Here is a 24,686-nt window from a genome sequence, read left to right as displayed (position 1 = left end):
CGTTCCTTTTCTTTTATTTATTTGGCATACGGATCAGAGCTTCCACCCTGCGTCAAAATTTCCGCCTGTTCTTTATGATCCTGCCCGATTCCATATCCATTCCCTATACCCTTACTCCCGTCAGATGCATCTCCTACAGTTGTATCCGTATGCTGAGCTGCAATTTCCTCACTCAGACTTCTTTCTATTGGTGTCGAAATGACATTGTTTGATGAATTAATCGCATTTTCAAGAGAATTCCGCAACTGCTTGGACAGCTTTTGTTCCGCCACGCGTAGCACATTCGGATCACTATTCATGAGTGCTAACACTTGGGCATTAGGCGGATAAGTTGGGATCGCCTTCGGCTGAAACTCAGGATCGACATATGTCAGCGCATAGATGGATGCTTTATGCAGATAGGCATCAACAATTGCGCTTGAAAACGATAATATTTCCTGCTCATTCATAGTGACCCAGACGACGGGGCCTTCCAGCCTGGAAATTTTCTTTTTGGACAATAGAATATAATCCTGGCCCGTTGGAAATTGAATGCGGATATCCACTTCATCTCCCTGCTTCAGGCTGCTGGGCAGTACTACCACCTTTAGCTCACGGTTGCGTAAATCTTTAGGTGCGGGCTCATCAACAGTTACCATTGCAGACGTAAGCACAGACCCTTTTTTCAATTCAATCTTGGCTGTAGTGCCGGAAGCTTCATTTTTATCTGTCACCAAATTTGCCGGAGCCTGAGAACCAGGGACCGTAACTCCCTTCAAATCATTAACTGTAATCTGTTCACCCGGTGATATGTCACGAATAACAGCCCAGCCTTTTTTCGCAGTGCGTTGCTCTTGTTCATACACTTTCCATTTTAGTTCTGCGTCTACTTCGGCCTGTTTCCTGACCTCATTCATTTGATGGGTATTAACGATAAGGTAGCCTACAAAAATAATGCTAACTATACCCGCGCCAATACAACCGGCGTATAGCTTTTGCTTACTGCTCTTTCTTAGCTTGGACACACAGCTTCTCCCCTGCCTTTTTGATATATATCTTTGATTTAGCGCTGGCGTTTTAGAAATCCGAAGCGTTTTTTCCGGGTATCCGGAATGGCACCGCGAAACAGCTCGTCCAGCACCTGATCCATCTCACCATCTCGCTCGAATGGGTCAGAATGGAATGGTAGAGCAAATACTTTCTCATGATCCAGTTCCTTACGCAGCCTGCGAACTGCCTCCAAGGGCGCCAACGGCAAGCAGTAATTCCATTTATGCTGCGGATGGCGCTGAAGCGATCGGGCCAGCCCGATTATCTCTTGAGCTCTCCATTCCGCTCCTGAACCAACGACAAGCGGGTAATCGGCTCTCAAAAATTCCTCCAGCCGCTCATTATCCTGTCCACTCCCCAAATCCAGAACGATAAATCTATAGGAACCGCCTAGTAAAGAGATAACGTCCGCACGAGATGTCTGCTGCCAATAATGTACTCCGTCCACCTCAAAACGCCGACTCGAACTCGTTCGTCCAGCAGGCGCACCCTCTACCACTGCTTGAAGTCGGGCAAACGCTTTGGCTGTGCTATGCAGCTCAACCAAAGCTACGGAGCAACTTCTTCGGGCCAGGTAGTGGCTCACCGCAATTGCCGTATGTGTAGCACCGGAGCCGGAAGACACACCGAGCACAGCTACTACCCTTGTACCTGCGTATTCCAATAAAGTATTTGAAGGTTCACTAACTGATGCTCCATGTTGAGCAGGCTGAAACTCTGCACTTCGTCGCAGTTCTTCAATGACCTCTCCAGCAGATTGAAAGCGTTCCTCAGGATGCTGCCGCAGCAGCTTTCGAATCACTGGAATCAAATGGCGGGGTAATTCCCCGCGAATATATCTTTCTACTCCTGAAGTCCACTCGCTATATTTTCCACCCGTACAGAGATATAACAGCAACGCTCCCAAACTGTATAAGTCTGAGCGAGCATCCGTCTGGCCTGCTCCATATTGCTCCGGGGCTGCAAAGCCCACGGTTCCCAGCTTTACCGTATCCTGATTCAGTTCTGGCTTATAGCTCCGCGCGATCCCAAAATCAATCAGCTTAAATTCCATTTCCGGGGTCAGCATAATATTCGTCGGTTTCAGATCACGGTAAATGACTGGTGTCTGACGGGTATGCAAATAATCCAACACATCCAGCACCTGCAAAGCAAATGGAATGATTTCCCTCTGTGGAATATGACCTTGGTAGCCCTTCATATAGGCTTCCAGCGTCATGCCTTCAATGTAATCCATAACCAGATATACCGCACCAGATGGCGGATGCTCGAAGAAATCAACAATTCTCGGTAGGCGTGGATGGCTTAATGAAATCAGCATTTCCGCTTCCGTCCGTATAAGCTTCATCATTTGCGGCTCGGCAACCGACTCCTTCACCGCCCATTGCTTGCCTGGCAGCTTCAAATCCTCTGCCATGAATACACGGCTCATTCCTCCTGTACCCAACGTGCGAACAATTCGGTAACGTTCACCGACTATAGAACCGTATTCCAATCGTGATGGCTTCTGCATCATCCTTCCACCTCCCTTCTATAAGCAAACAACGCAAAAAAGGGAAAGCCGCCGCAAAACAAAATCTCCATGTCACCATGAAAATGATCTGCGGGATGCTTTCCCTTTATTAAAACGTGATTATTATTTTTTTAAGGAACAATTTGGGTCTATTATATAGCAGACCTGTACTCATTGTAAAGTATTATTTTCCATACTTAATCATATACAGGGTAATCTCATCACGGTTATGGAATAGCTGCTTAGCCCGCTGAATCTGCATGCCAGACTGCTCGAATGAAGCCATCACATCATGAATGAGCGCCAAAGGCTTTTTATGCATTAGCTTGACCGTTACGATAGCAGTACCCCCGCTCCGCAAACTATACAGTAAATCAGTTACGAGCCTTGCCATCTGCTTCGGACTCCAGCTCATATCACAAACCAGCAGATCAAACGTATTCTCTTTAAATTTGACTTCACTCGCATTTTTGCGTAAAAAAGTCAGATTGGCATACTTCATCAGCGACGGCTCCATCTTGGCCGGATCAACCGCTGTTACCTTAAGCCCTCGCTCCAGTAAGAAGGAAGTCCACCCACCCGGTGCTGCCCCGATATCCAGTCCTTGATGAAAGGCACCAAAATCAATGCCAAACGTCGCTTCCGCTTCCAAAAGCTTGAATTTGGCACGAGAAATTTGTCCCTCCTCCTTCTGAAAACGAACCGCGCCTCCGCTCCAATCTGAAAGATTGTCCTGAGGGTGTGATACGCCTGCATACCACGTATCCGTATCCGCAAAAACGGATACAATAACGTCGGCTCCTTGTACCGTTTGCTCCATAGGTAGATCACTTAATTGTTCACTTAAAGCCTGCTTGAGCGCGCCTGCGCTTTCAGTCCAGCTGCTGTTAGCTCCTTTGCGCACTTGCAAAGAAACACGTTGATCCATCAACTCCCGGCGATTACGGATAAATGCAACCAGATGCTCCAGCACCTGGGCCAAGTTTGTTCCTTCCTCCTGAAAATGTACAGGAAACAAGTGTCGCAAAAACATCGGCGGCTGACCTGTAATCGTCCCTACAGCCTCACTGGCTCCCGCAGGTAATGTAGCCAGAAAAATTTCTCCAGGCAATAGTACTGTACTTTTCACTGAGCCAAATAATCTTCTAAGCTCCTCTTGAGCGTAGGGTGCAAAGCCATGATTAGCCGTACAAATAAATCTTGACGATGACAAGGCGGCCACACCCTGTTCATCTGTACGCATGTATTGTTCCTCCAAAGTAACATTACCCTCCATTGCACACCCGAATCCAGGGACGTTCTCCATCCCAATCCAGCTCAACTGGAACTTCATACGTGTGCATAATCAATTCTTTCGTTAAAACTCCTTTTTTGGGTCCCGCTGCTGCAACCTTGCCGTCACGGATCAACGCCACATGCGTAAAGAGAGGGACAATCTCCTCAATGTGATGCGTTACGTAAACCACTGACAAATCCCGTTGACGGAGCCGATCAATCTCAACCAGCATTTTTTCCCGTTCAAATAAATCCAGTCCGGCACAAGGCTCGTCCATAATCAACAAACGAGGCTCCGCCATCAGTGAACGAGCCAGCATGACCTTTTTACGCTCTCCTTGAGATAATGTCCCCAGTGGGTGATTCATCAGAGCGCCTAAATTCATCCCCTCCAACAAGGATACGGCTTTTTCCTTTGCCTCTGTCGGAATCTCTTGATAAAAACGCAAAAAAGCATATGCACCGGTCGCGACTACTTCCCATACCGGATCTTTTAACGCTAGCTTTTCCAGCAATGTCTGGCTAATATAACCAATCTGCTTGCGAACTTCCCGCACGTCACATTGGCCATAGGTTTGTCCAAGCACCTCGACCGTGCCACGACTGGGAAACATGTATCCTGTCATCATTTCCAGCAATGTTGTTTTACCAGAACCGTTGCGCCCCAGAATCGCCCAATGCTCGCCTTCCCGTATATCGAGACTTACATCGTCCAAAATCTTATTTTCTTCCCGCTGCAATGTGATGTTCTTTATGGATATCATTCCATCACGCTCCTTATCCTGTTCAGCAAGTGTTCCACAGATTCCATTTTGTAGATGATTTCAGGAATTTCATTTTCGCCGTTGTATATAAGAAGCGCGGGTACACTGGAAATTCGATAATCCTGCACCAGTTCGGGAATATAGTTTATGTTGCTTTGCAACACTGCTCCTTCGGAAAGCAAATGCTCCGCCACCTCCAGCATTCGGCGGGCAGCCGCGCAGGTTCCGCACATGGGAGTGTACACAAACAAAGCCAGCTTGCATCCCTCCCATATGGCACGACGTGCCTCTTTTTGTCCTATCTCTCTCATCGTTCCGACTCTTTTCTGATCTCACGCATACGTTCTTCGGGTATCGGACCATTATGCACGGTGACTCCTTCTGGCTTGTTGGCATAGAGCAGCTCATACATGGCACGCCGTCCCTCCGGACTGGAGGAATGCAGGTAAATCATCAACTTCTCCTCCTTTTCCCCTAAAAAGAAGCTTCAAAAGCCTCAAAGATATCCATGATCCGTTAGACTGATTTACTGCCAGCTTTGAACCAATTGAATATCTTCCCGATGTGTCCCATCATCTCCCGTTTCACTTTCAAGGACGACAGGGATACCTCTTACAGGCCTCTGCTCTGTCATCCAACGCATTCCCTCTAAACCGATACAACCTTGCCCGACGCGGGCATGTCTATCTTTTTTAGATCCATACGGATATTTGGAATCGTTCAAATGAACTCCGCACAGGGCTGACCAATAGCCGAGACGCTCCCCTTTTTCAATCAAAGCCTCGTCCTTTTCACCGTTCCACAAACCTGCTGCATAGGCATGACAGGTGTCCAGACTAAAGCCGATACTGTCGGAATTTTGGCACAACTGGCGGATTTGCACCATTTCCTCCAGCGTGGTTCCCATCGGTCCGTGATCCCCTGCCTGATTTTCAATCAGTATTTTGGCATTTCCCTGCCAGCCTTCCAGCACATCATCAAGACAGCCAATGATATTTCGGTAGCCCTCCAGTGGGTCAGACGAATGCATATGCCCGAAGTGAACGACAATCCCCCTCGAGCCGCAAGCTTCTGCAATGTCCAGATCGTTCCGCAATGAGGCAACCGTCAGCTCATAAAGCTCCTGACCACGCGCACGACCAAGAGCCGGATTCACAGGATAAGGCGAATGGGCAATAGATTGAAGCTGGTGCTTTGAACAATAAGCTTTACAAGCAGCAGCATCCGTAGCACTCCATTCCTTTAACCTGAGACTGCGAGGATTTTTCGGAAAATATTGAAAAGAATATCCCCCTTGCTCTTGTGCACGCATAGCAGCTTTGGAAAAGCCGCCACGCGTACTCACATGGGCGCCGATGAGCAATTTAGGCATCATGCTGCTGTACCGGGCAATAAAATGCTTTTTTCCCCGCCAGCTCAACCCTAACAATTTTCCCGCCACTTGGGGATTCTTCACCCTCACGGTCATATACCCGACACTGATGATCGAAGCCACCCGTTAATGTGTCTCCCTCCATCAGCGGCATTTCTATATAACCGCCTTCCGCAGTAGCTTCACGCAGCACGGATTGAGTAGCATGATACAGCTTTTCCACTTTTTCCGGTGACTGTACGATGTTTTGTACTTTGGAACCCGGTGTAAATCCGGCGATATAAGCAATTTCATCCGAATAACAGTTGCCAATCCCCGAAAAAATCTGTTGATTCACCAGCGTTGTTTTCAAAATCCCTCGCCGTCCCTTTAGACGCGCTGTGAACTTTTCCAACGTCATTCGATGGTCCAACGGATCGGGTCCGAGGTCTGATAATGCCTCCTCTGTTTCTTTAGCTGTCAGCAAGTGCAGGTAGCCTAAGCGCAGCCCAATAAAATAAAGCTTCACACCGCTAAAATCCAATTCAATCTGAACCGTACGGTTCGGGCGCTGCTCCTCCGTTCCCAGATATAGCAGTCCTCCCAGCATCAGGTGCAGCACAAGCCGCCCACCCGTGTTTAAATGAAAAATCAAATGCTTGCCTCGACGCTCTAAATATACAACAGTCGCTCCCAGCAAATGCTTTTCAAACGTGTCCACGTCAGTATTAATGGATTTTTCACGGTTAACCGTCACTCCAGTAATCGGAATGTCCAAAATTTGTTTTGACAATAGCGTTCTGTAGTTTTCCATTTCAGGAAGTTCCGGCATATCAACATCTTTCCTTTCGTAGCTACATAGCTTTTAATTCTCATCATTTATTAAATGTACGTTGGTTATCATTTCAACTCTTCCTTGATCCAGTCCTGCAGTTCATCCAGATTTTCAAATATCAGGTCAGGCTTTACGCCAACGGCGCGCATATGTTCTTCCATATTCGCCTGGGTCGTCACACCCGACAGAATCAGAGCTGTTTTACAACCTGCCGCTGCACCTGCTGCAATATCAGTAAGCATATTATCGCCCACAACCAGAGCTTCATCCGCTCTAATATTCAAGCGATCCAGCGCATAGTTCATCAACACGCTCGAAGGCTTGCCGATAACCACTGGCTTTACCTGTGAAGCTGCTTCAATCGCAGCGCCAATCGTTCCTGCACCTGGCGTTAACCCATCATGTGAGGGCAATTGTAGATCCGGATTGGTCAAAATAAAAGTCGCTCCCTCCCGAATCCAGCGCATGGCAGCGGCCAGTGTTTCATATGTAAATTGACGATCTATCCCCTGCACCACATAATCCGGCTGCTCCTGAACAAGCTGCAACCCGGCCTCTGTGAGCGCCTGGCGTAATCCGGTTTCGCCAATACAATATACACGTGCTCCCGGGCTCTGCTGTGCAACATATTGTGCAGCAGCCAACGCCGAAGTATATACTTCATGGCTGACTGCTTCAATTCCCATACCAACCAAATGCTCTGCCACCAATTCGGGTGTGCGTGAAGCATTGTTTGTGACATACGCATATGGTATCCGATCTGTACGTAATTGGGATATGAACAGGTCCGCACCCTTGATCATCCGGTTTCCATGATAAAGTGTACCATCCAGATCAATCAGTAACGATTTTATCGTAATCCCCTCCCCCACTTCAAATCAATTCATGATAACGTCGCAAAATGATAATTCATCCTATGAAGGATGTCCCCCCACTTATTTAACCACCTTAATCATTTAGGTCATAAAATAAGTTGACATCTCTATTTCATCTTATCTATCTTAAGTCAAACATGCTAATGAAGTCTATGAATTGCCGATAAACCGTCCAAAATAGTGCCATTCCTCGCTAAAAGCCGTTGCTTTCACATGAAATAAGCTTACATCAGCGTCGAAATCCATCGAAGAGACCGTGTCTTCAAAGGAATTTCCCTGTATTTCCTCACTTGCTCAAAGAAATAAAGTCCTTCAAATTCGATATATAGAAAATCAAATATAACACGCCTCCATATGTGGTATCACAAATTCACTCCACCCCAACAAGTGGCTGCTCTCATCTCTTGTCGCATCCTGCGCTTTCCCGGAAAATAATTACGGGTGAAAAACAAAAGCACCGGAGCAAGCTCCGGCACCCCCACATGCATATCTACACTTCAAGCGTTAATTAGCCGATATCGGGTACTGGTAACAGCACATGCTGCTCTGCAAGCAATGAATTGGGAAATATGCTTTTTGCTTCTTCCAGCAATGGCTCAAGCTGTTCCTGATCTTTATATCGGGAACTAAAATGCGTCAGTATTAACTGCCCCGCATTTGCGGCTTTTGCAGCTTCCGCTGCCTGAAGCGCTGTACTGTGATGATATTCGTATGCTGTATCCGCCAGCTCATGCAGAAAAGTCGCTTCATGAACGACAACTGTTGCATCTTGAGCCAGCACTACAGTATTGGGACAAGGTCGTGTATCACCAAGAATGGTGATGATGCGCCCCTTTTTCGGTGAGCCCAAGACATCCTGAGGATGAAGTATGACGCCACCCTCCACCTCCACGCTTTCTCCACGCTTTAATTTACCGTAAATCGGACCGGGCTTGATTCCGTATCGCTCCAGCAGCTCCTGGTTAAGCTTGCCGGGCTTATCCATCTCTACAATTCGATAGCCAAAGCTATCGATCCGATGATCCAGCAGAGCTGACTCCACCCGAAATTGGCCATCATCAAACAACACCCCGCCCGTATGTTCCACAATGTGCAGCTGGTAATTGATCCGGGATTGGCTGATTCCTAAAGAAAGTTCAATGTACTGCTTAAGCCCTGGCGGCCCATATACTGTTAGTGGAGCCGTACCTCCCTGGTACGCCCTGCTCGACAGCAGGCCCGGCAGACCAAAAAGATGATCTCCATGCAAATGGGTGATAAATATCTTTTCAAGCCTGCTCAGTTTAAGCGGCGAACGCAGTATCTCATGTTGAGTGCCTTCACCGCAATCGAACAACCACATGCTTCTTCGTTCTTCCAGCAATCGAAGAGCAATGGACGTTACATTCCGCTGAATCGTAGGCACCCCTGCATTCGTACCGAGAAAATAAAATTCCATAAGTTAACCTTCTTCCTACTGACCAGCAAAAAACCTCCGAAGCTCGGAGGGTCTTTGCTATCCTATCTGATAGAGGTGTTAAACCTTTTCGACGTTAAAATACTGCGCCTGAGGGTGGCTGAACACCATGGCTGATACAGAAGCCTCCGGTTCCATCATAAACCCTTCTGTCAGCTCAACGCCAATGTCCTCAGGTTTTAGCAGCTGGAACAACGGTCCCTGATCCTCCAGATCCGGACATGCCGGATAACCAAAGGATACCCGAATGCCCTGATATCTGGCTCCATGCCGCTGCTTCATCGTCATATCGGCAGGATCCGGGAAGCCCCAGCTGTCTCTGATAATATGATGAAGCCGCTCCGCCAGACCTTCTGCCACTTCGAGCGCTACCGCTTGAAGCGCATGAGAGCGCAAGTAATCTCCTTGTTCTCTCCACTGGGTAGAGAGCTGCTGTATTCCATGACCGGCAGTCACAACCATAAAACCTACATAATCCATAACTCCAGATTCTACAGATTTCAGGAAGTCGGCCAAGCACAGGTATGGCTCCACTTGCTGACGTGGAAACGTAAATGTGTGCAATACCTTGCTCACATCAGACGGGTCATAGATCAGGATTTGATCTCCTTGCGATTGCGCCGGGAAGAAGCGATACATGGCATGTGCCTGAATAATTCCGTCTGTAACAGCTTCAAACATGATGCTGTCCACCGTATCCTTGAGCTGGGTCGCCTTGGGATCGCCCTCTGCCAGCAGCTTCTCGACGTTTCCTTTCAAGCCTAGATGATGCCCCATCAGCATCTGCATATTTACATAAGGCAATATATAGTTTAACGGATAGTTGCGCAGAACATGGCGATCCGTATCCGGTGGAATATAGACAGGCAAATCCTGAGCAATTTTAGAGCGTACAGCCCGAGTAAGCTTAGGAAGCTGCTTGGTTTCCACGACTGTTGCGGCTTCTGCCTCTCGTTCAGCCTCCATTTCCTCCGCCATTTTTTTGCGGGATTCAGGGTCCATCAGCTTATTGGCAATGTCCAAACCATCCATAGCATCCTTCGCATAAGCAACCAGACCATCATACTCAGGACGGATGCGGTTTTTAGTAAATTTGCGCGTTAAAGCAGCTCCGCCAACCATGATAGGAATATCAATATTCGCATTTTTCAAATCCTGGGCGGTTAGTACCATTTGTTGGGCCGATTTCACAAGCAAGCCGGATAAGCCAATCAAATCGGCCTTTTCTTCACGGTAAGCTTCAATAATGCGTTCTGGTGGTACTTTTATACCCAGATTCACGATTTGGTAACCATTGTTGGACAGAATAATCTCCACCAAATTTTTACCAATATCATGCACATCACCTTTAACCGTAGCCAACAAAATCTTGCCTTTTACCGAGGATTCATTTTTCTCCATGAACGGTTCCAAATAGGCAACCGACGCCTTCATTACTTCAGCGCTTTGCAGCACCTCCGCAACGATCAACTCGTTGTTGTTGAACAGGCGCCCTACCTCTTCCATCCCTTTCATGAGCGGACCGTTAATAATCTCCAACGAGGAATATTTGGCGAGTGCCTGCTCCAGGTCGGGAATCAGTCCTTCCTTGCTTCCCTCCACTACATAAGAAGCCAAGCGTTCTTCGAGCGAAAGATTGGATACCTTTTCTTTTTTCTCTACTTTCTTGTTACGGAAAGCTGCCACAAAAGCAGATAAAGTATCGTCATTCGTTTTATAAATCAGGTCTTCGGCAAGCTTCCGCTCATGCTCAGGAATCGATGCATAACGTTCAAGCTTTTCCGTGTTTACAATCGCATAGTCCAGACCTGCCTTGGTGCATTCATACAAATAGACAGAATTGAGCACTTCACGGCCCGCTTCCGGCAAACCAAAGGATACGTTACTGATGCCCAGGATGGTATGGACCCCGGGAAGCGCTTCTTTAATAATGCGAATGCCCTCAATCGTCTCCTTTGCTGAGCCAATGTATTGCTCATCACCTGTACCTACTGGAAATACGAGCGTATCAAAAATGAGATCCTCCGCCGCCAGACCGTAACGGTTCACCAGCAGATCATAAGAACGCTTGGCTACCTCCAGCTTATCCTCACGCGAAATAGCCTGACCGCGTTCATCAATCGTGCCGACTACAACAGCCGCGCCGTACTTATGAATAAGCGGAGCCATTTTCTCAAATTTCTCTTCACCATCCTCCAAATTAATGGAGTTAATAATTGCTTTGCCTTGCGAATATTGCAGCGCTTTATCTACGACTTTAATATCCGTGGTATCTATCACCAGAGGCACTTTTACCTTGTTCACAACCAGCTTCAAAAATGCTTCCATGTCCGTCATTTCATCGCGGTCCGGGTCCTGCACACAAATATCAATGACATGTGCCCCACTTTTTACCTGAGCGCGTGCAATTTCAGATGCCTCTTCATATTTGCCTTCCACGATCAAACGCTTGAATTTGCGGGAGCCCAGAACATTCGTTCGCTCACCGACCATATAAGGACGATTGTCCTGTTCAATATATACAGGCTCAATGCCGGATACTGCTGGAGGATGATGACCTGCCAGCGGACGCGGCTCAAATTGTGCCATTTGTTCACTCATAACCCGAATATGTTCAGGTGTGGTACCGCAGCATCCCCCTGCAATGTTGAGCCAACCTTTTTCAGCGAATGCGGCCATTTTACGAGCCAATGATTCAGGTGATTCATGGTATTGACCATTTTCATCAGGCAAGCCCGCATTTGGATAACAGCTAATCGCTGCTGAGGACATCTCGGAAAGAGAGCGAATATGATCCCGCATAAACTCTGGACCTGTAGCACAATTCAGACCAATCGATACCGGATGCAAGTGTTCCAGTGATATGCAAAAGGATTCGATATTTTGCCCTGCCAACGTCGTGCCCATAGGCTCAATGGTACCCGAAATCATTAGCGGAAGTTCAATCCCCGTCTGCTCAAAAGCCTGGCGAATTCCGATGCTTCCCGCTTTGACGTTAAGTGTATCCTGTGACGTTTCCAATAGCAGTGCATCCACGCCGCCTTCAATCAGCGCCAAGGCCTGCTCCTGATAGCTCTCAATCAGTTCCGCAAACGTAACTCCGCCTGTTACAGACAAGGTTTTCGTCGTCGGCCCCATCGCTCCTACAACAAAACGGGGCTTGTCCGCAGTGTTGAATTTATCCACCGCGTTACGCGCCAGCTTGGCCGCAGCCAGATTAATCTCACGTGCACGTTCTGGTATATCATAATCCGCCAAAACGACAGATGTAGCTCCAAATGTGTTCGTTTCAATCAGGTCTGCCCCGGCCTCCAAGTATGCTTCATGGATGCCTTGAATGACGTCCGGTCTCGTTAAGACCAGCATCTCATTGCAGCCCTCCAGCTCTTCCCCACCGAAATCGTCGGGGGAAAGATCCTCCTGCTGAATCATGGTCCCCATGGCTCCGTCAAGAAGTAGTATTCTTCGTTGTAACGCTTCCTGCAAGCTAATTTTGTCCAAAATCTCTTCACCCCCGCAAAACGTTAAATCCTAGTTTAGCAGAAACCGTATCATTTAGATAGATTGAAGTAAAAACATACGTTTTATACAGCTTACTCTTTTATAATAACTACTCCTGTAATCCATTTTATAATTTACTGTGTTAGAAAGACAGGCTTCAATCCGTATTTTTTAGCTAGAGTCATTCAGCATAAAATGTTGTAAACCTGTATTGTGCAACGATTCAAGACATGATATCCTGTATACAATATTAAACCAAGTGGAAAAGAGGGATAAACCCATGGCTGAAATTTTAATTCGCAATACCAATGAACGAATTAGCGGTGAGGAACAAGTCCGTGAATTTTTGGAAAGTCACGAAGTCCTGTATGAACATTGGGACGTTTCCAAATTGTCCGGGGAGCTGCAAGAAAATTTTATACTAACAGATGAGCAAAAAGCCGCTGTTCTCCAAACCTTTGAACCTGAAATCAAGGATTTGGCCGCGCGTCGCGGATATAAAATATGGGACGTTATCACCTTATCTGAAGCAACACCAAATCTGGACGAGCTGCTAGCCAAATTTGAACAAATTCACACCCATACCGAGGATGAAATCCGTGCCATCGTTGGCGGCAAAGGTATTTTCATCATTAAAGGTCCTGAAGAGATTGGCTACTTCAATGTAGAGCTTTCACCGGGTGACGTTATTTCTGTACCTGAAAATATCCCTCATTTCTTCACCTTAATGGAAAATCAGAAGATCGTCGCAGTCCGCTTGTTCATTGAAGAGAATGGCTGGATTGCCGAACCTTTTGAAGATCCGTCATTTATTAAAGCTTAATGTGAGCTTATCCTATTGTAGATAAAACAACTCCCTCTACTCAAAGCACACTGAGCGGAGGGAGTTTTTAATACTCGTTTCTATGGAAAAAGCTCTTTATTTATTACTTTAACGATTGAATAATTCCGTCCAATTCAGACAGATGCTTGATTTCAAACTTTGGCTTGATCTCTGTCGTATTGGTTTTGGCGTTTCGGTTCAACCACACGGAGTGCACACCAGCTGCCAAAGCCCCTTGAATATCAGTTGTCAGCTTATCCCCTACCATTAAAGCATGTTCAGGCTCGATACCAAGAAGCCCTAAAGCATGCTGGAATATAGACGGATCAGGCTTTCCTTTACCAAACGAACCTGAAATGACAACATGATCAAAAAAAGGCGCTAATTGAGGTACGCCATCCAGTTTTTCCTGTTGTAGGTCAGGGGAGCCGTTTGTCAACAATAACAGCTTGTAATGTCCTTTCAAATGCTCCAGAATTTCAAATGTTTCTTCATATACATGGGGACGTGCGCGTCTTTCGGCAGCAAATTGGGTAGCCAGCTTTTGTGCCAGCTCCTCATTATCTATTCCTAGCTGCTGAAGGCCTCTACGCCATGACTCGTTGCGATAAACAGGAGCCAGTTGTTCCAACTGACGGAACTCAGGCTGCTCACCTGCCGAAAAGTTCGCCCATAACCCTTCAAACGGATTAATGCCGATCATCTGAGTAAAACTAAAGGTCTCATAAGACTCATACAAAGTGCGTGCTTCCTTGCGGACTGCTTCCTCCAGAGTCTTCGGATCAACGCCTGCTTCCCGGGAACCTGTCTGGCATGCTGCGTCAAACGCCTCTTCCACACTACGTTCATCCCACAAAAGCGTATCATCAAGATCAAACATTACCGCCTGAATCGCCATCTGAATTATCCACTCTCTTTCCACGTTATATGTAACACCTGTTGTGCATAGTTACGTCTCACAAGCATTCCGATATGATGTGCCGACATTAAGCAAGTGGCCGCAACGTGTTATATGAAATAACAGCATGCGGCCTTACATACAGAGCTACAGGTGATATCTGTTATTTCTTCTCAACCTGCACCTGATTGGATAACGCAAACTTCTCAAGTCGCTCTGCAATGGCATCCGTGTCATAGCGACCCAATGTTTTTGTTAAAATAAAGTTGCCGCCCTTACCTTTTCTTTCAATCGTTACGTAGCCCTTTTCAATCTTAATGGCTTTCATATCCTCTACCGTCATAGGACGTTCTCTGCCGCCTTTTAGCATATACAGCGTATTCTTCCCGACCTTCAAATAAGGACGACGGATAAAAAAGATAACAGCCAGCATCAAGTACAAGCCGAATACAAGCCAATCCATTCCTCTCATACCGGTCTTGGTCAGAAAGTAACTCATCAGCATGTATAATACGGCAAGGCCAGCCAGCATGATAGGCACAGTAATATTACGGCCGCGGAAAATATCCATTGCAGAACCCGTACCGCTAATGGTTTGCATGCCTTGTTTTTTGCGCGTTTTGTTTAAATGCGCTGTGTTTTTGCGTACTTTTCTTTCAAATGATCGGGCCATCTGTCAATTCCCTTCCCATATATATTGCATCAAAACGTTTGCTTGAAAGCTAATCTATATAGATACCGCGAAAGATACCTAAAAACAAAAGTCAAATTATGCAGGTCAAGCCGCCCTGGCGACATTAATGCTTAAGCCCGCCATTACCCTTTGGCGTATCATCGTCCACAAATTCAATCGTTTCAAGCTGTTGCCGAAAATTACGGCGAATGTTACCTAAATAAATTTCCCGAAGATTGGCACGCTCTGTAGTTTCTTCTTCCGTTAATCCCTCGGATTTTGCTTTGCGCGCTAATTCATTGATGCGCTGTACCAAGCTGTCTATATCCAAATTATGTCCCCTCCATAAAAGCAAAGATATAATACACTTTGACATGTAGAAAAGAGCTTGTCAAGGTTCCCACATCACGCCCCTAACAAGCCCTAACGGTGTATAGATCAGAAGTACGGAAGCTTGAGCACCTGACCTGCCTGCACTCCCCGATCTTCCAGCCCGTTAATCCGTACAATTCCTTCTATATATACTCGTGTATCCATTCGTTCCGGTTTATGTTTGATTGCAATCTGCCACAATGTGTCCCCAGGCTGTACTGTCAGCTTGGTTACCTCTACCTTCGGAACTGAAGGTGCTGCGAAAACTGTCAAAACGCCTGCACCTGCAATCCAAACAACAATAACTAGAATGAGAAGCTTAAGTAAGAGAGTATTGGTAATCATCTGTGCAATCAATTGTGAAAATCCTTTGCTCCCTTTCTTTTGATTCTCCTGCATCTTTTCTAAATTCATCGGAAAAATACTTTGATATGTGCTATATCTCATCATTGGCTGCGTCCTCCAAACGTTTGTTCTTATGTTTTTTCACAATATAACACGAACGTTTGTTTTGTTCAATAGACAACAGAACAAAAGTTCGCAAATATTTTTAGAGATTATTTAGAACTTATGTTTGTGCGAACGGAGGTTCTATGCTATAATTTTCCCAAACGTTACTAAATGGGGTTGATACGGTATGTCTAAGATTTCGAGCCGCCAGCAGGCCATTCTTGAATTTATCCGCAATGAAGTGCGTCTAAAGGGCTATCCCCCTTCTGTACGCGAAATAGGCGAGGCTGTCGGATTAGCCTCCAGCTCTACGGTTCACGGTCATTTGGACCGTTTAGAGAAAAAAGGACTCATCCGTCGCGATCCAACGAAACCACGGGCCATTGAGTTACTTGGCCAAGACGAGGCGGATAATAGCAATTTGATTAATTACTCCATTAGTCGTGTTCCCGTTGTCGGTAAAGTAACTGCCGGTCTTCCTATTACGGCGACAGAAAATATCGAAGATTACTTTCCTCTTCCCCAACATTTTGTTGGTGAGGATAAAATATTCATGTTATCTGTTGTAGGCGAAAGCATGATTGAAGCTGGTATTGCTAACGGTGACTATGTAATTGTACGTCAGCAACAAACTGCTGATAACGGTGATATTGTTGTAGCCATGACAGATGAAGATGAAGCAACGGTTAAAACCTTCTACAAAGAAAAAGATCATATCCGGCTTCAACCAGAGAACCCAGCCTTTGAACCGCTTCGCCTGAAGCATGTCAGCATTTTGGGCAAGGTTGTAGGACTCTTCCGGGACTTCCACTGATTTATCACTTTTTCTTCCCCGTTATTTTATCCACTACCTCAAAAACCGGCTGCCTAGGGCAAGCCGGTTTTTGATTGATTTTATGTTCATCTATGTAACTAATAACTATTCTTTCCTTTTCAGCAGCTATGGCTTAAACCATTTTATCAGCTATAAAAAACCTCCCTCTTTCAAAGGATCTTTCACTCATTTTATACCTATACGTTTTTTTATAAATTCTTAGAATCATAGGTATTCGCTTCTTTTTGCTTTCAATAGATTTATGCTTATACATTACTAGCACTATTGACATATGTATAAAGCAGACCTAAGCAAAGGAGACATGCCAGATGATCAGAAGTAAAGTCAAAACATATAAGCAGCGCATCGGAAAAAACCAATATCTGATCGTTAAAGTCTTTCAGGCTACAGCTGCTAAAGCAAAGAGCGGTAATGCCTTGGCTACCAATGCATTGAATATCAAAATTTCCAAGCGCAAGCGTAAAGATGAAGACGAGTAAGTTCAACCATACCTTCATTATATTTGAAGGGAGGTGATATGATGAGCAGAAGAAACAGAAGAAGAAGATTAAACATCCGTTCCAATCAAAGAGCCAACGCGCGTGCAGTAGGTAACGCGCTGGCTATTAACCTGTTTAACGTAAATGATGGACGACGCAGACGTTAATAGCCGTTGTCAGCAAAAAGCGGGAAGGATTCTTCCTGCTTTTTTTGTTCACACGTCCACTTTGCCACAGACTCCTCATGCTACTGCTAAAATGTATCGTCCTTCTTCGAAAAAATCCCTCAACGCTCAGAGCGCTAAGAGATTTCACATTTTAGTATGGTATCATATTGATCGAGAGCCCATTTCCACTTCCTTCTAAAAAGGAGCTCAAGACAGTCCAAATAATTAGTTCTTTTCTTTTTTCTTCAACTCTGCTGGTACTGGCTTAGCTCCAAATATTGTTTTTTCTTTTTTGGTTGATTCATCAGCGTATTTACCCAATTTTACATTCAATAATCTTGCCAATTTCATATCCATTTACGTTCACCTCCTCTCCATAAAGGCAGAATGCTGAAAGATTGTACAACACAGGATAGGGATATTATGGATGATTGTACGAAAAAATTCAACATGCAAATAAAAATACATATTAGTTTATAATATTTGTGATTCTCAGTCTTATTAATATAAATAAAATGATTCGGTGCATAAGCAATAAATATCAGCAATGAGCAAACATTAGTAATTAAAATTACCGACAAACTCAGGGGAATAAAAGGAATGATGGTGCATACTATCGTTGTAAAAAAAACACAGAAATTGAGGTTGGAAAAATGAATTCCTCCCGAGAATCTTCTAATTAGCATCAGGCTCCCAAGAGCCAATAATGCTCCGAAAAAATGTCCTGTAAACCATCCTATAATGGAAACAAAAATTATCGTTGAGATTTCAGTAAGTTTTATTGCAAGCGCATATTCCATCACCTCTAAACTTGTTGGACCATCAGGATCAGATCTCTTTATTTCTGCCGCGATGCGCCTGGATAGCGCTTCTAGCATCCTCATAATCCCCTTTCTCTGAAAAGAAATAAGATATACCGAATGTTAATAAAGAAATGGAAAGAAGACCTATTGCAATAGAATTGTAGAGCATGTATAAAGTTATAGAAATAGTTATAGCAGATATTATCGCACCAAAAATCAACATTTTATTTAAGGAGGAAGAGTAGCTTTTCCCTCTCAGGAAATCATGCGGAGGTTGTACGATAAATGAAAATCCAAAATTATATTTGCTCATTAAAAATGAAATTAAAAAAACAACAACAATAGAAAACAATTGTATAAAGTAAATGGAGAGTCCATCAGTATCTTGTATTACCTCAGGCTGGGCTATTCCAAAGAAATTTGCAAATAAAAATACTATGAGTTGCAAGTTTATATATGCCGTCAACCCAGCTCCAGTTGAGAAGGCTGCCAAATGTGTTTTTATTCCCAACCCAAACCTAAAAAATATAATCATAAAAATATATTGTAGTGGCAAATCTAACTTTGGCATCCCAACAACTACTCGCATCAAATAGGAGAACAAAGCTATAACTACTGCATAAATAAGTATTCTTTTCCGATATTCCCACAGAGGTAGCATATAAAGCTTCAGGACCAAAGTAACAGATGCTATGGCATCAAACACACCGAGTAGGATATACAATAAAGCAGATAACAAATGAAACACCGTCCTTGAATTAGGCTTCTACTATTGTATATTTAATTTTCGGCGTATGGCAATGCAATTAACCGTACAATTGGAAATATTTATGATATATGTAAGGTAAATATTTTCTATAGATGCAGATATAATATCCTCCAGCTTAATCCAACTAAAATCCTCTTCCCAACGTAACAGCTTTACTTCGCATCTAGTGGTGTTGATTACTATTATGTTGCCACACAGTTCCTCATGCATCATCAAATGAATCATAACTCGTTCCCCTGTCATGCTGACCTTTCTTTTGTTCGATTTGCTCGCTTGCTGCTTCTGGATAGATTATCGGTTGAATGGATGATTCGCATCTATCATATGACTACACTTGAGTATGAATCAATTCAAACTACATAATCTGGTTAATCAGCAGGCCTGTTTTGGCAAAATTTGATTCAAGTAATTGGAAAATCAGTTATAGAGGCTGATTATAGTAATGGTAAGGAGAAAATTAATTATAGAGTAGCCGAAGGCAGCGAGGATATTAGCGGAGTTTATAATAATTATAGTCAAGTTTCCAAGAAAGATATAAATGGTATTCAAGTCACATTACAAGGCGAAAACTTGGTAAATCAAGCGATGTGGACGAGATATTCGAATAAATAATAATAAGGACTCCTATCGGTCACAAACCGCTAGAGTCCTTATTAGATCTACTCTAAATTTGAACTGCTTACGGAAGAAATAAGTTCCGTTAATCTTAATTGATGTGGCATTATCCAACAGTTCTTTACACAAATTAAACCCAAATTGATTTAGTGATTATAACCAACAGAATAAAGAGCACCAAAATTGCTGCTGTAGAAGTCCATACACCGCCGCCGCCTTCATAAGCACCCATGCCTTTAACCTCCTTTATTTGTTGATACTCTAATATATGAACAAATACATTCTATGACAGGGCATGTGGGTAAACAAAAAATACCCTACCAGCCGAAGCCGATAAGGTATTCACTCGTTTTCTAACAGTTTTATCATCCTTAGTCATTCCAGTGCTAATTCGAACAATCCCCGTTACTGACAATCCCGCTAGGTCTACAAAACCCAATAAACGCAACAACTATTATGGCAGGAATTGCCATGCATACGGTAAGAACTTAGTTAACCAAAGAGCAGCGAATAGTGTGGCTATGCTCACGAAATTAAATCCAACATGCTTTAGTAATTATGACCAACAGGATAAAGAGCACCAAAATTGCACTCGTCGATGTGAAAGCACCACAATGTTTGACCTTATGCTCATGTCCACATTCACTCACATAAACTCCTCCTTTTTTTTAGATACTGTACACAGTATGTGTTATTAAAGAATTTGACAGGGCTAAACGGCAATTTGCAAAAATGACGGTGGAGTCCAAGAATCTTTATAAAAGAATTAATTTCAAGATGATGACCAGCAAAATGAACAGTGCCAAGATCGTAACTATCGATGTCCAAACTTTCCCGTCAGCTTCTCCGCCACCTTTTTCTATTCTCCTCACACGTAACGCCTCCTTTGTTTACTCTACAAGCTATGCGAGGTATTGCTTAGGAAATGGACTTCAAGGTAAACAAAAAAACACCCCACCAGCTTGAGCCAGCAGGGTGCTACCGATGCTTTCCAATTTATGCGGTAAGTATTATCCGTAAAAATTCAACTTGTATAGTGTTCCGCATTTGGCGTTGTTGAAACGGTATGCATAAAATCACACCTTATTTCATCAGTTCTTCCGGTGGTTCTGGATTATAAACGAACGCTAAGCTGGCTACACTTACAGAAAACATGGCAAGAGCGGCCAAACTTGTTGCAAACGTTGAATAAATGTATTTCTTCACATTCTCACCTCCTTATAAGAGTAATGCTTTGAATCAAGAAACTTATCGCTAGTATAGACGAGGCGAATACCAAGTTTGTTCCGACCAGTAATACAGCGATGGTTTTTAAGAGCGGGTAATAACGTTTAGGAATACGCGACTGCTTTTCAATCCCTGACGGAGCATAGATTAAAATCAGGATTATACTTAATATCGTTGCACCAATGCTCAATTTGTAGCTAAGAGTAAAAAATGATAGTGCGGTACATACGATAGATGTAACAAGTACGCATCCAATACCTGTTTTTAGATGTATCCCGCCTGTAATTTGTCTAAGTATTGCGAACATGACTAACATTAAAGAGGCTTCTTTAACCTTGCCTGTAAGCAACGCCGCACCCATGGTCAAACAGACAATAAAAGCAACATTCAGAACTATGGATAATGAATGCTTTAACACAGCTACCGACGCCGGATGATCAGGGATTGTAGATTTTATATGAGTTGCCATTCTCAAAGCCAAAGTCTCAATCATCCTCAAGTTCTTCCCTTTCTTTTTTGAGCGCATAATATAAAAATAAACCAGCGGCCATAGAGACATATAGTATCATCAGAAACAGATCATTATAATAAAACATGAATGTTGATGCCATGAGCGATCCTACTATAAAAACAATAACTAGTACATGTTCCCACTTTAAACGCAAACGCTCAAAATCCGCGATGAAGCCAATTTTAAATTTTAACAATACAAATGATATCGCAAAAACCGAAGCGCTCGTAATGGCTTGCAGCAAAGACCCTTCAGCGCTATTTTGTAGATCAGCAGTGTCTACGCCCCCAAAAAACAACCCTATCATTATTGCTTGAACAAGCGTGTACAAAAACGTCCCTGTGATAGAGATAATCGCAGCCCACAGTATAGGCACCCTGACAACTGTCGTTATAAGTAATATGTACAACAATGTGCTTATAGCAGGAGCCAAATAGGATAAAGACATTTCCTCTCTTAAAATGTAACTTTGAAGATTCATAACAAGACCTATGAACAAAGCCGGCAACACATACTTTACAGCTTTTAACCTAAAAATAGAAAGCATAAGCGTTAATGCAGCCATTGTTTCTACAGTTGAAAACAGCAAGAACCTAATAGGCTCCCACATAACACATATCCCCTTCATGTAATTGGTAACAAACACACCTTAATACTACATTTTCTGCCAATTCGAGGCAATCCATTTACCAATATAAATGGAATATTTTATGTATTATGTGAGGTATTTTTTTACGATGCCGATATAATATCCTCCAACTTAACCCCCTATAATCATCTTTCCCGCGAGACAGCTTTACTTCACGTCTAGCAGTGTTGATTACTGTTACAATGCCACGTAGCTGGGGAGTCAGCAAATATTTATGATTTTGAAGTCTATGGAACTTTAGCGACTGGTCCGATTAACTTAACTGCAAATGCTCAGCAAAATAATATTTTACTTAGTTGGAACACCATTGAAGGGGCAGAGAGTTATACTCTCCAAAGATCTTTGGTATCCGGCGGTCCATACGATAAAATCACTAGCAATGTTACTAATGCAACGTATACTGACATCAATATTAGGTTAGACACAACATATTACTATAGAGTAACGGCTATTTCTAACGGCAATGAGGCTCAGGCATCAAATGAGGTTTCCGCGATTGTCCATAGTAGTTCTAATCCTAGTGAACCAGAACCCAAAGGGAATCGCGCCATCCTTACTATCACTTTAACAACTGGTTTGGAAAAAGAATATGATCTCTCAATGGAGGAAGTGGATGCCTTCATGAATTGGTACGATGCAAAAGATGCCGGTACCGGCCCCTCCAAATATGCGATTGATAAACACAATAACAACAAAGGACCATTCAGCAGCCGTAAAGACTATGTGATCTTCAATAAAATACTCACGTTTGAAGGCGAGTATTCAACTAAATAAACAAGAAAGGACTCCTTATCGGCTACAAACCAGCGGAGTCCTTTTTCACATCTACTCTAAATTCAAACTGATTACGTAAGAAATACGATCCATTGATCTTTACGGACTGAGAAGTGTACTTCTCCACTGGTCCGCCATAGTCCACAACCTCTATCAAATCATCACTTAACGGCTGTACTGCATACACTCCTACCCGACTTAATGCAGCTGAAAATAGTTCGATATCCGATTTTAACACTATATATGTATGGTTCATGCTGATCACGATCCCAGCCTTCTAATATGACGATATGTTGAGTTTCATATAGTTAATATGGGACATGGAAAACTATTTATTAGGTAATAGTTTCTTTTTCCTGTTAATAGATTCATGCTGATACATCGCTATCGCCACTGGCATATAAATAAAGTATACCTTAGCAGAGGGGGTATGCAGATGATTCGAACTAGAGTAAAAACGTTCAAACACCGTGTCGGTAAAAACAAATTTCTGGTCGTTAAAATCTTTCAAGCTGCAGCTGCTAAAGCAAGGAGCGGTAATGCCTTGGCAACCAATGCACTGAACATCAAAATATCCAAACGCAAAAAGCACCACTAAGACCATCCGTACCTTCATTTCCTATGAAGGGAGGTGATTTCTATGAGTAGAAGACATTCCAAACACCATGTGAAAAGAAAAAGCTTATCGATCTGGTCAAAACAAAAAGCGTTCGCGCGTGCACAAGGCAATGCGCTGGCTGCCAATTTGTTCAACGTAAATGTCAAAAAGAAAAAACATTAATAATGTTTTCAGTGGGGCAAAGGCATTGCTCCATTTCAAATCTTTTAGCAATAATTTCACGAAAAGAGCCTAAAAATATTCCCCAGCCGACCATGTAAGGTTGGCTGGGCTTTTTGTTATTCGAGTATTTCGTTTTTTCGAATAAAATATCCCAATAACTGCAGCTACTATTATGACGGAATCCGCCATGTAATTGGTAAGAACTTAGCTAACAAAAGAACAGCGAATACTGTGACCGTTGCGAAATAGCCTAGTGTTCATTAGATCAATTTTTTACCATCCTTAAAAAGGAGCCAAGTGAAGCGGTATTATTCAACAGTTCTTTTCACAAAATTAAACCCAACATGCTTTAGTGATGATAACCAACAGGATAAAGAGCACCAAAATTGCCGCTGTAGAAGTCCACATACCGCCGCCATATGCACCTGTGCCTGCACCTTCATATGCACCCATGTCTCTAACCTCCTTTACTTGTGGTACATTTTAATATATGTATAAATACGTTCTATGACAGGGCATATTGGTAGACAAAACAAAGGCTCGTACCGGATAACCCGGTAGAGCCTAAGAATCTTTATAAATGGATTAATTTCAAGATGATTACCAACAAAATAAACAGTGCCAAGATAGCAACTATCGATTTCCAAACTTCCCCGACATTTTCTCCACAATCTCTTTCCTTTCCCTTCACACGTAGGCCTCCTTTGCTTACTCCACAGGCTATGCAAGGTACTGTTTAGAGAGTGGACTTCTAGGTAAACAAAAAAACATCCCATCGTCTGAAGCCAGTAGAGTGTCAAGACCCCATTTTATAGACACTGAAAAAAGACCCTAGGCTATAAGCTGCTTCCGATACTCTTTCGGAGGCAGCTTATTTAACTTTCGTTGTGGTCGATTTTGGTTGTAAAATCAAATATATTCTTCTATTCTTCTTTGTGCCTCAGCGAGACATGCTGATTCGGGCGCCAACCTTTGGCAGCATATCATGGTACGTATGGGACGTGCACTGGAATCCCTGGTCGCTGTAAACGATGAGGCCAGTCACGTCTTTTTGCTGTTGTTTTAGCAGATTTTTCGCCACACGACCTTCCGTAAAAGAAGCATAGTTGCAGCGACGCTTTAGGCGAATTTGTGAGCGGAGCCTCTACCTTGGTTTCAAACGTATACTCATTAAACTTTGTTCCTTTTTTCGCTGGGATAAAAAATGCACCCCCTAGATTTCATCGGATAAACCAGGGGGTTATTCCAATGTCTATTCTAA

32 protein-coding genes and 2 pseudogenes are annotated in these 24,686 nt (G+C 43.7%); 7 read left to right on the top strand and 27 right to left on the bottom strand.

All coding sequences use genetic code 11. From position 1 onward, the window contains the following. Window positions 1-17 precede the first annotated feature (17 nt). The 11 genes from B4V02_RS11390 to metH form a co-directional block, all read right to left on the bottom strand. On the bottom strand, window positions 18-1,004 hold the full coding sequence (locus B4V02_RS11390; RefSeq protein WP_094154841.1) for an SAF domain-containing protein: 987 nt from the start codon (window positions 1,002-1,004) through the stop codon (window positions 18-20). A 38-nt stretch (window positions 1,005-1,042) separates the two neighbouring features. Next, complete coding sequence (locus B4V02_RS11385; protein ID WP_094154840.1) at window positions 1,043-2,545, bottom strand: serine/threonine protein kinase; 1,503 nt, start codon at window positions 2,543-2,545, stop codon at window positions 1,043-1,045. A gap of 181 nt (window positions 2,546-2,726) precedes the next feature. Continuing rightward, window positions 2,727-3,785 carry a 23S rRNA (cytidine(2498)-2'-O)-methyltransferase RlmM gene (locus B4V02_RS11380; RefSeq protein WP_094154839.1) on the bottom strand — a complete coding sequence of 353 codons (1,059 nt, stop codon included), beginning with the start codon at window positions 3,783-3,785 and terminating at the stop codon, window positions 2,727-2,729. Window positions 3,786-3,807: 22 nt separating this feature from the next. Further along, a complete protein-coding gene (locus tag B4V02_RS11375; RefSeq protein WP_094154838.1) occupies window positions 3,808-4,581 on the bottom strand; it encodes an ABC transporter ATP-binding protein in 774 nt (257 codons plus the stop codon). Beyond that, the gene (locus B4V02_RS11370; protein WP_094154837.1) at window positions 4,578-4,892 is read right to left on the bottom strand and encodes a thioredoxin family protein; all 315 of its coding nucleotides are present in this window, start codon (window positions 4,890-4,892) and stop codon (window positions 4,578-4,580) included. Before B4V02_RS11370 ends, B4V02_RS11375 begins: the two co-directional genes overlap by 4 nt. Continuing rightward, window positions 4,889-5,035 carry a hypothetical protein gene (locus B4V02_RS11365; RefSeq protein ID WP_370629373.1) on the bottom strand — a complete coding sequence of 49 codons (147 nt, stop codon included), beginning with the start codon at window positions 5,033-5,035 and terminating at the stop codon, window positions 4,889-4,891. Before B4V02_RS11365 ends, B4V02_RS11370 begins: the two co-directional genes overlap by 4 nt. A 72-nt stretch (window positions 5,036-5,107) precedes the next feature. Further along, window positions 5,108-5,956 (bottom strand): deoxyribonuclease IV, encoded by an 849-nt coding sequence (locus B4V02_RS11360; RefSeq protein ID WP_208618729.1) that lies wholly within the window; start codon window positions 5,954-5,956, stop codon window positions 5,108-5,110. Next, entirely contained in the window at window positions 5,946-6,764 is an 819-nt protein-coding gene (locus B4V02_RS11355) for an Fpg/Nei family DNA glycosylase (RefSeq protein WP_007430656.1), read from the bottom strand. The genes B4V02_RS11360 and B4V02_RS11355 overlap by 11 nt, the downstream gene beginning before the upstream one ends. Window positions 6,765-6,832: 68 nt before the next feature. Further along, window positions 6,833-7,639 carry a TIGR01457 family HAD-type hydrolase gene (locus tag B4V02_RS11350; RefSeq protein WP_094154836.1) on the bottom strand — a complete coding sequence of 269 codons (807 nt, stop codon included), beginning with the start codon at window positions 7,637-7,639 and terminating at the stop codon, window positions 6,833-6,835. Between the two features lie 511 nt (window positions 7,640-8,150). Then, entirely contained in the window at window positions 8,151-9,080 is a 930-nt protein-coding gene (rnz, locus tag B4V02_RS11345) for a ribonuclease Z (RefSeq protein WP_007430658.1), read from the bottom strand. A gap of 78 nt (window positions 9,081-9,158) precedes the next feature. Next, on the bottom strand, window positions 9,159-12,599 hold the full coding sequence (metH, locus tag B4V02_RS11340; protein ID WP_043891051.1) for a methionine synthase: 3,441 nt from the start codon (window positions 12,597-12,599) through the stop codon (window positions 9,159-9,161). Between the two features lie 280 nt (window positions 12,600-12,879). Here metH and B4V02_RS11335 point away from each other — a divergent pair, with 280 nt between their 5' ends. Beyond that, a complete protein-coding gene (locus tag B4V02_RS11335; protein WP_094154835.1) occupies window positions 12,880-13,422 on the top strand; it encodes a 1,2-dihydroxy-3-keto-5-methylthiopentene dioxygenase in 543 nt (180 codons plus the stop codon). Between the two features lie 103 nt (window positions 13,423-13,525). Here B4V02_RS11335 and B4V02_RS11330 read toward each other — a convergent pair whose 3' ends face one another. The 4 genes from B4V02_RS11330 to B4V02_RS11315 form a co-directional block, all read right to left on the bottom strand. Next, window positions 13,526-14,320 (bottom strand): HAD family hydrolase, encoded by a 795-nt coding sequence (locus tag B4V02_RS11330; protein WP_208618728.1) that lies wholly within the window; start codon window positions 14,318-14,320, stop codon window positions 13,526-13,528. Window positions 14,321-14,483: 163 nt separating this feature from the next. Then, a complete protein-coding gene (locus B4V02_RS11325) occupies window positions 14,484-14,993 on the bottom strand; it encodes a hypothetical protein (protein WP_094154833.1) in 510 nt (169 codons plus the stop codon). A gap of 124 nt (window positions 14,994-15,117) precedes the next feature. Further along, a complete protein-coding gene (locus B4V02_RS11320; RefSeq protein WP_007430663.1) occupies window positions 15,118-15,324 on the bottom strand; it encodes a DUF896 domain-containing protein in 207 nt (68 codons plus the stop codon). 107 nt (window positions 15,325-15,431) lie between these two features. Then, window positions 15,432-15,812 (bottom strand): LysM peptidoglycan-binding domain-containing protein, encoded by a 381-nt coding sequence (locus B4V02_RS11315; RefSeq protein ID WP_094156988.1) that lies wholly within the window; start codon window positions 15,810-15,812, stop codon window positions 15,432-15,434. Between the two features lie 190 nt (window positions 15,813-16,002). Here B4V02_RS11315 and lexA point away from each other — a divergent pair, with 190 nt between their 5' ends. From lexA to B4V02_RS26990, 3 genes are all read left to right on the top strand, one after another. After that, the gene (lexA, locus tag B4V02_RS11310; RefSeq protein ID WP_007430665.1) at window positions 16,003-16,629 is read left to right on the top strand and encodes a transcriptional repressor LexA; all 627 of its coding nucleotides are present in this window, start codon (window positions 16,003-16,005) and stop codon (window positions 16,627-16,629) included. A 329-nt stretch (window positions 16,630-16,958) separates the two neighbouring features. Next, window positions 16,959-17,129: a hypothetical protein gene (locus tag B4V02_RS26135; RefSeq protein ID WP_167383756.1), complete on the top strand. Its 171-nt coding sequence runs from the start codon at window positions 16,959-16,961 to the stop codon at window positions 17,127-17,129. Window positions 17,130-17,167: 38 nt separating this feature from the next. Beyond that, window positions 17,168-17,296, top strand: coding sequence for a hypothetical protein (locus B4V02_RS26990; protein WP_279628274.1), 129 nt, complete (start codon window positions 17,168-17,170; stop codon window positions 17,294-17,296). Between the two features lie 225 nt (window positions 17,297-17,521). On the opposite strand, the gene B4V02_RS26985 is transcribed toward B4V02_RS26990, so the two are convergent. From B4V02_RS26985 to B4V02_RS27090, 10 genes and pseudogenes are all read right to left on the bottom strand, one after another. Then, entirely contained in the window at window positions 17,522-17,653 is a 132-nt protein-coding gene (locus B4V02_RS26985) for a hypothetical protein (protein ID WP_007430668.1), read from the bottom strand. After that, window positions 17,644-18,096, bottom strand: a complete 453-nt coding sequence (locus B4V02_RS27210) for an accessory gene regulator B family protein (protein ID WP_425270789.1) — start codon at window positions 18,094-18,096, stop codon at window positions 17,644-17,646. Before B4V02_RS27210 ends, B4V02_RS26985 begins: the two co-directional genes overlap by 10 nt. Before the next feature lie 28 nt (window positions 18,097-18,124). Continuing rightward, window positions 18,125-18,838, bottom strand: coding sequence for a hypothetical protein (locus B4V02_RS11300; protein WP_043891052.1), 714 nt, complete (start codon window positions 18,836-18,838; stop codon window positions 18,125-18,127). A 117-nt stretch (window positions 18,839-18,955) separates the two neighbouring features. Beyond that, a pseudogene (locus tag B4V02_RS27095) lies at window positions 18,956-19,072 on the bottom strand (YolD-like family protein); the annotation flags it as partial. Between the two features lie 541 nt (window positions 19,073-19,613). Continuing rightward, window positions 19,614-19,715: a hypothetical protein gene (locus B4V02_RS11285; protein ID WP_007430669.1), complete on the bottom strand. Its 102-nt coding sequence runs from the start codon at window positions 19,713-19,715 to the stop codon at window positions 19,614-19,616. A 523-nt stretch (window positions 19,716-20,238) separates the two neighbouring features. After that, window positions 20,239-20,355 carry a sporulation protein YjcZ gene (locus B4V02_RS25890; protein WP_157739731.1) on the bottom strand — a complete coding sequence of 39 codons (117 nt, stop codon included), beginning with the start codon at window positions 20,353-20,355 and terminating at the stop codon, window positions 20,239-20,241. A gap of 211 nt (window positions 20,356-20,566) precedes the next feature. After that, window positions 20,567-20,689, bottom strand: coding sequence for an AgrD family cyclic lactone autoinducer peptide (locus B4V02_RS11280; RefSeq protein WP_007430670.1), 123 nt, complete (start codon window positions 20,687-20,689; stop codon window positions 20,567-20,569). A 4-nt stretch (window positions 20,690-20,693) separates the two neighbouring features. Further along, a complete protein-coding gene (locus B4V02_RS11275; RefSeq protein WP_094154830.1) occupies window positions 20,694-21,203 on the bottom strand; it encodes an accessory gene regulator ArgB-like protein in 510 nt (169 codons plus the stop codon). Then, the gene (locus B4V02_RS11270; protein ID WP_208618717.1) at window positions 21,196-21,831 is read right to left on the bottom strand and encodes a hypothetical protein; all 636 of its coding nucleotides are present in this window, start codon (window positions 21,829-21,831) and stop codon (window positions 21,196-21,198) included. Before B4V02_RS11270 ends, B4V02_RS11275 begins: the two co-directional genes overlap by 8 nt. A gap of 122 nt (window positions 21,832-21,953) precedes the next feature. Further along, window positions 21,954-22,066: pseudogene (locus B4V02_RS27090) on the bottom strand (YolD-like family protein); the annotation flags it as partial. 146 nt (window positions 22,067-22,212) lie between these two features. Between B4V02_RS27090 and B4V02_RS11265 the strand changes: the two are divergent. Next, the gene (locus tag B4V02_RS11265; protein WP_094154828.1) at window positions 22,213-22,644 is read left to right on the top strand and encodes a hypothetical protein; all 432 of its coding nucleotides are present in this window, start codon (window positions 22,213-22,215) and stop codon (window positions 22,642-22,644) included. A 22-nt stretch (window positions 22,645-22,666) separates the two neighbouring features. Here the strand turns inward: B4V02_RS11265 and B4V02_RS11260 are convergent, their stop codons facing one another. After that, entirely contained in the window at window positions 22,667-22,900 is a 234-nt protein-coding gene (locus B4V02_RS11260) for a hypothetical protein (protein ID WP_094156987.1), read from the bottom strand. Between the two features lie 180 nt (window positions 22,901-23,080). Here B4V02_RS11260 and B4V02_RS26125 point away from each other — a divergent pair, with 180 nt between their 5' ends. Together B4V02_RS26125 and B4V02_RS26120 are read left to right on the top strand one after the other, a co-directional pair. Continuing rightward, window positions 23,081-23,242 (top strand): hypothetical protein, encoded by a 162-nt coding sequence (locus tag B4V02_RS26125; protein ID WP_007430673.1) that lies wholly within the window; start codon window positions 23,081-23,083, stop codon window positions 23,240-23,242. Between the two features lie 42 nt (window positions 23,243-23,284). Continuing rightward, on the top strand, window positions 23,285-23,425 hold the full coding sequence (locus tag B4V02_RS26120; protein ID WP_167383755.1) for a hypothetical protein: 141 nt from the start codon (window positions 23,285-23,287) through the stop codon (window positions 23,423-23,425). 333 nt (window positions 23,426-23,758) lie between these two features. On the opposite strand, the gene B4V02_RS11255 is transcribed toward B4V02_RS26120, so the two are convergent. Then, window positions 23,759-23,878: a hypothetical protein gene (locus tag B4V02_RS11255; RefSeq protein WP_007430675.1), complete on the bottom strand. Its 120-nt coding sequence runs from the start codon at window positions 23,876-23,878 to the stop codon at window positions 23,759-23,761. Window positions 23,879-24,686: the final 808 nt, after the last annotated feature.

It is taken from the genome of Paenibacillus kribbensis (assembly GCF_002240415.1).
Classification (GTDB): domain Bacteria; phylum Bacillota; class Bacilli; order Paenibacillales; family Paenibacillaceae; genus Paenibacillus; species Paenibacillus kribbensis.
The sequence above is the reverse complement of the archived record's forward strand: the minus strand, read 5'-3'. Positions and strand labels throughout refer to the sequence as shown.

Coding starts and splice junctions, on each gene's coding strand:
- B4V02_RS11385 (WP_094154840.1), bottom strand. CDS start 2,545: ATGATGCAGAAGCCATCACGATTGGAATACGGTTCTATAGTCGGTGAA.
- B4V02_RS11380 (WP_094154839.1), bottom strand. CDS start 3,785: ATGCGTACAGATGAACAGGGTGTGGCCGCCTTGTCATCGTCAAGATTT.
- B4V02_RS11375 (WP_094154838.1), bottom strand. CDS start 4,581: ATGATATCCATAAAGAACATCACATTGCAGCGGGAAGAAAATAAGATT.
- B4V02_RS11370 (WP_094154837.1), bottom strand. CDS start 4,892: ATGAGAGAGATAGGACAAAAAGAGGCACGTCGTGCCATATGGGAGGGA.
- B4V02_RS11365 (WP_370629373.1), bottom strand. CDS start 5,035: ATGATTTACCTGCATTCCTCCAGTCCGGAGGGACGGCGTGCCATGTAT.
- B4V02_RS11360 (WP_208618729.1), bottom strand. CDS start 5,956: ATGATGCCTAAATTGCTCATCGGCGCCCATGTGAGTACGCGTGGCGGC.
- B4V02_RS11355 (WP_007430656.1), bottom strand. CDS start 6,764: ATGCCGGAACTTCCTGAAATGGAAAACTACAGAACGCTATTGTCAAAA.
- rnz (WP_007430658.1), bottom strand. CDS start 9,080: ATGGAATTTTATTTTCTCGGTACGAATGCAGGGGTGCCTACGATTCAG.
- B4V02_RS11335 (WP_094154835.1), top strand. CDS start 12,880: ATGGCTGAAATTTTAATTCGCAATACCAATGAACGAATTAGCGGTGAG.
- B4V02_RS11330 (WP_208618728.1), bottom strand. CDS start 14,320: ATGGCGATTCAGGCGGTAATGTTTGATCTTGATGATACGCTTTTGTGG.
- B4V02_RS11325 (WP_094154833.1), bottom strand. CDS start 14,993: ATGGCCCGATCATTTGAAAGAAAAGTACGCAAAAACACAGCGCATTTA.
- B4V02_RS11315 (WP_094156988.1), bottom strand. CDS start 15,812: ATGAGATATAGCACATATCAAAGTATTTTTCCGATGAATTTAGAAAAG.
- lexA (WP_007430665.1), top strand. CDS start 16,003: ATGTCTAAGATTTCGAGCCGCCAGCAGGCCATTCTTGAATTTATCCGC.
- B4V02_RS26135 (WP_167383756.1), top strand. CDS start 16,959: ATGATCAGAAGTAAAGTCAAAACATATAAGCAGCGCATCGGAAAAAAC.
- B4V02_RS26990 (WP_279628274.1), top strand. CDS start 17,168: ATGATGAGCAGAAGAAACAGAAGAAGAAGATTAAACATCCGTTCCAAT.
- B4V02_RS26985 (WP_007430668.1), bottom strand. CDS start 17,653: ATGGATATGAAATTGGCAAGATTATTGAATGTAAAATTGGGTAAATAC.
- B4V02_RS27210 (WP_425270789.1), bottom strand. CDS start 18,096: ATGGAATATGCGCTTGCAATAAAACTTACTGAAATCTCAACGATAATT.
- B4V02_RS11285 (WP_007430669.1), bottom strand. CDS start 19,715: ATGGGTGCTTATGAAGGCGGCGGCGGTGTATGGACTTCTACAGCAGCA.
- B4V02_RS11275 (WP_094154830.1), bottom strand. CDS start 21,203: ATGATTGAGACTTTGGCTTTGAGAATGGCAACTCATATAAAATCTACA.
- B4V02_RS11270 (WP_208618717.1), bottom strand. CDS start 21,831: ATGTGGGAGCCTATTAGGTTCTTGCTGTTTTCAACTGTAGAAACAATG.
- B4V02_RS11260 (WP_094156987.1), bottom strand. CDS start 22,900: ATGAACCATACATATATAGTGTTAAAATCGGATATCGAACTATTTTCA.
- B4V02_RS26125 (WP_007430673.1), top strand. CDS start 23,081: ATGATTCGAACTAGAGTAAAAACGTTCAAACACCGTGTCGGTAAAAAC.
- B4V02_RS26120 (WP_167383755.1), top strand. CDS start 23,285: ATGAGTAGAAGACATTCCAAACACCATGTGAAAAGAAAAAGCTTATCG.
- B4V02_RS11255 (WP_007430675.1), bottom strand. CDS start 23,878: ATGGGTGCATATGAAGGTGCAGGCACAGGTGCATATGGCGGCGGTATG.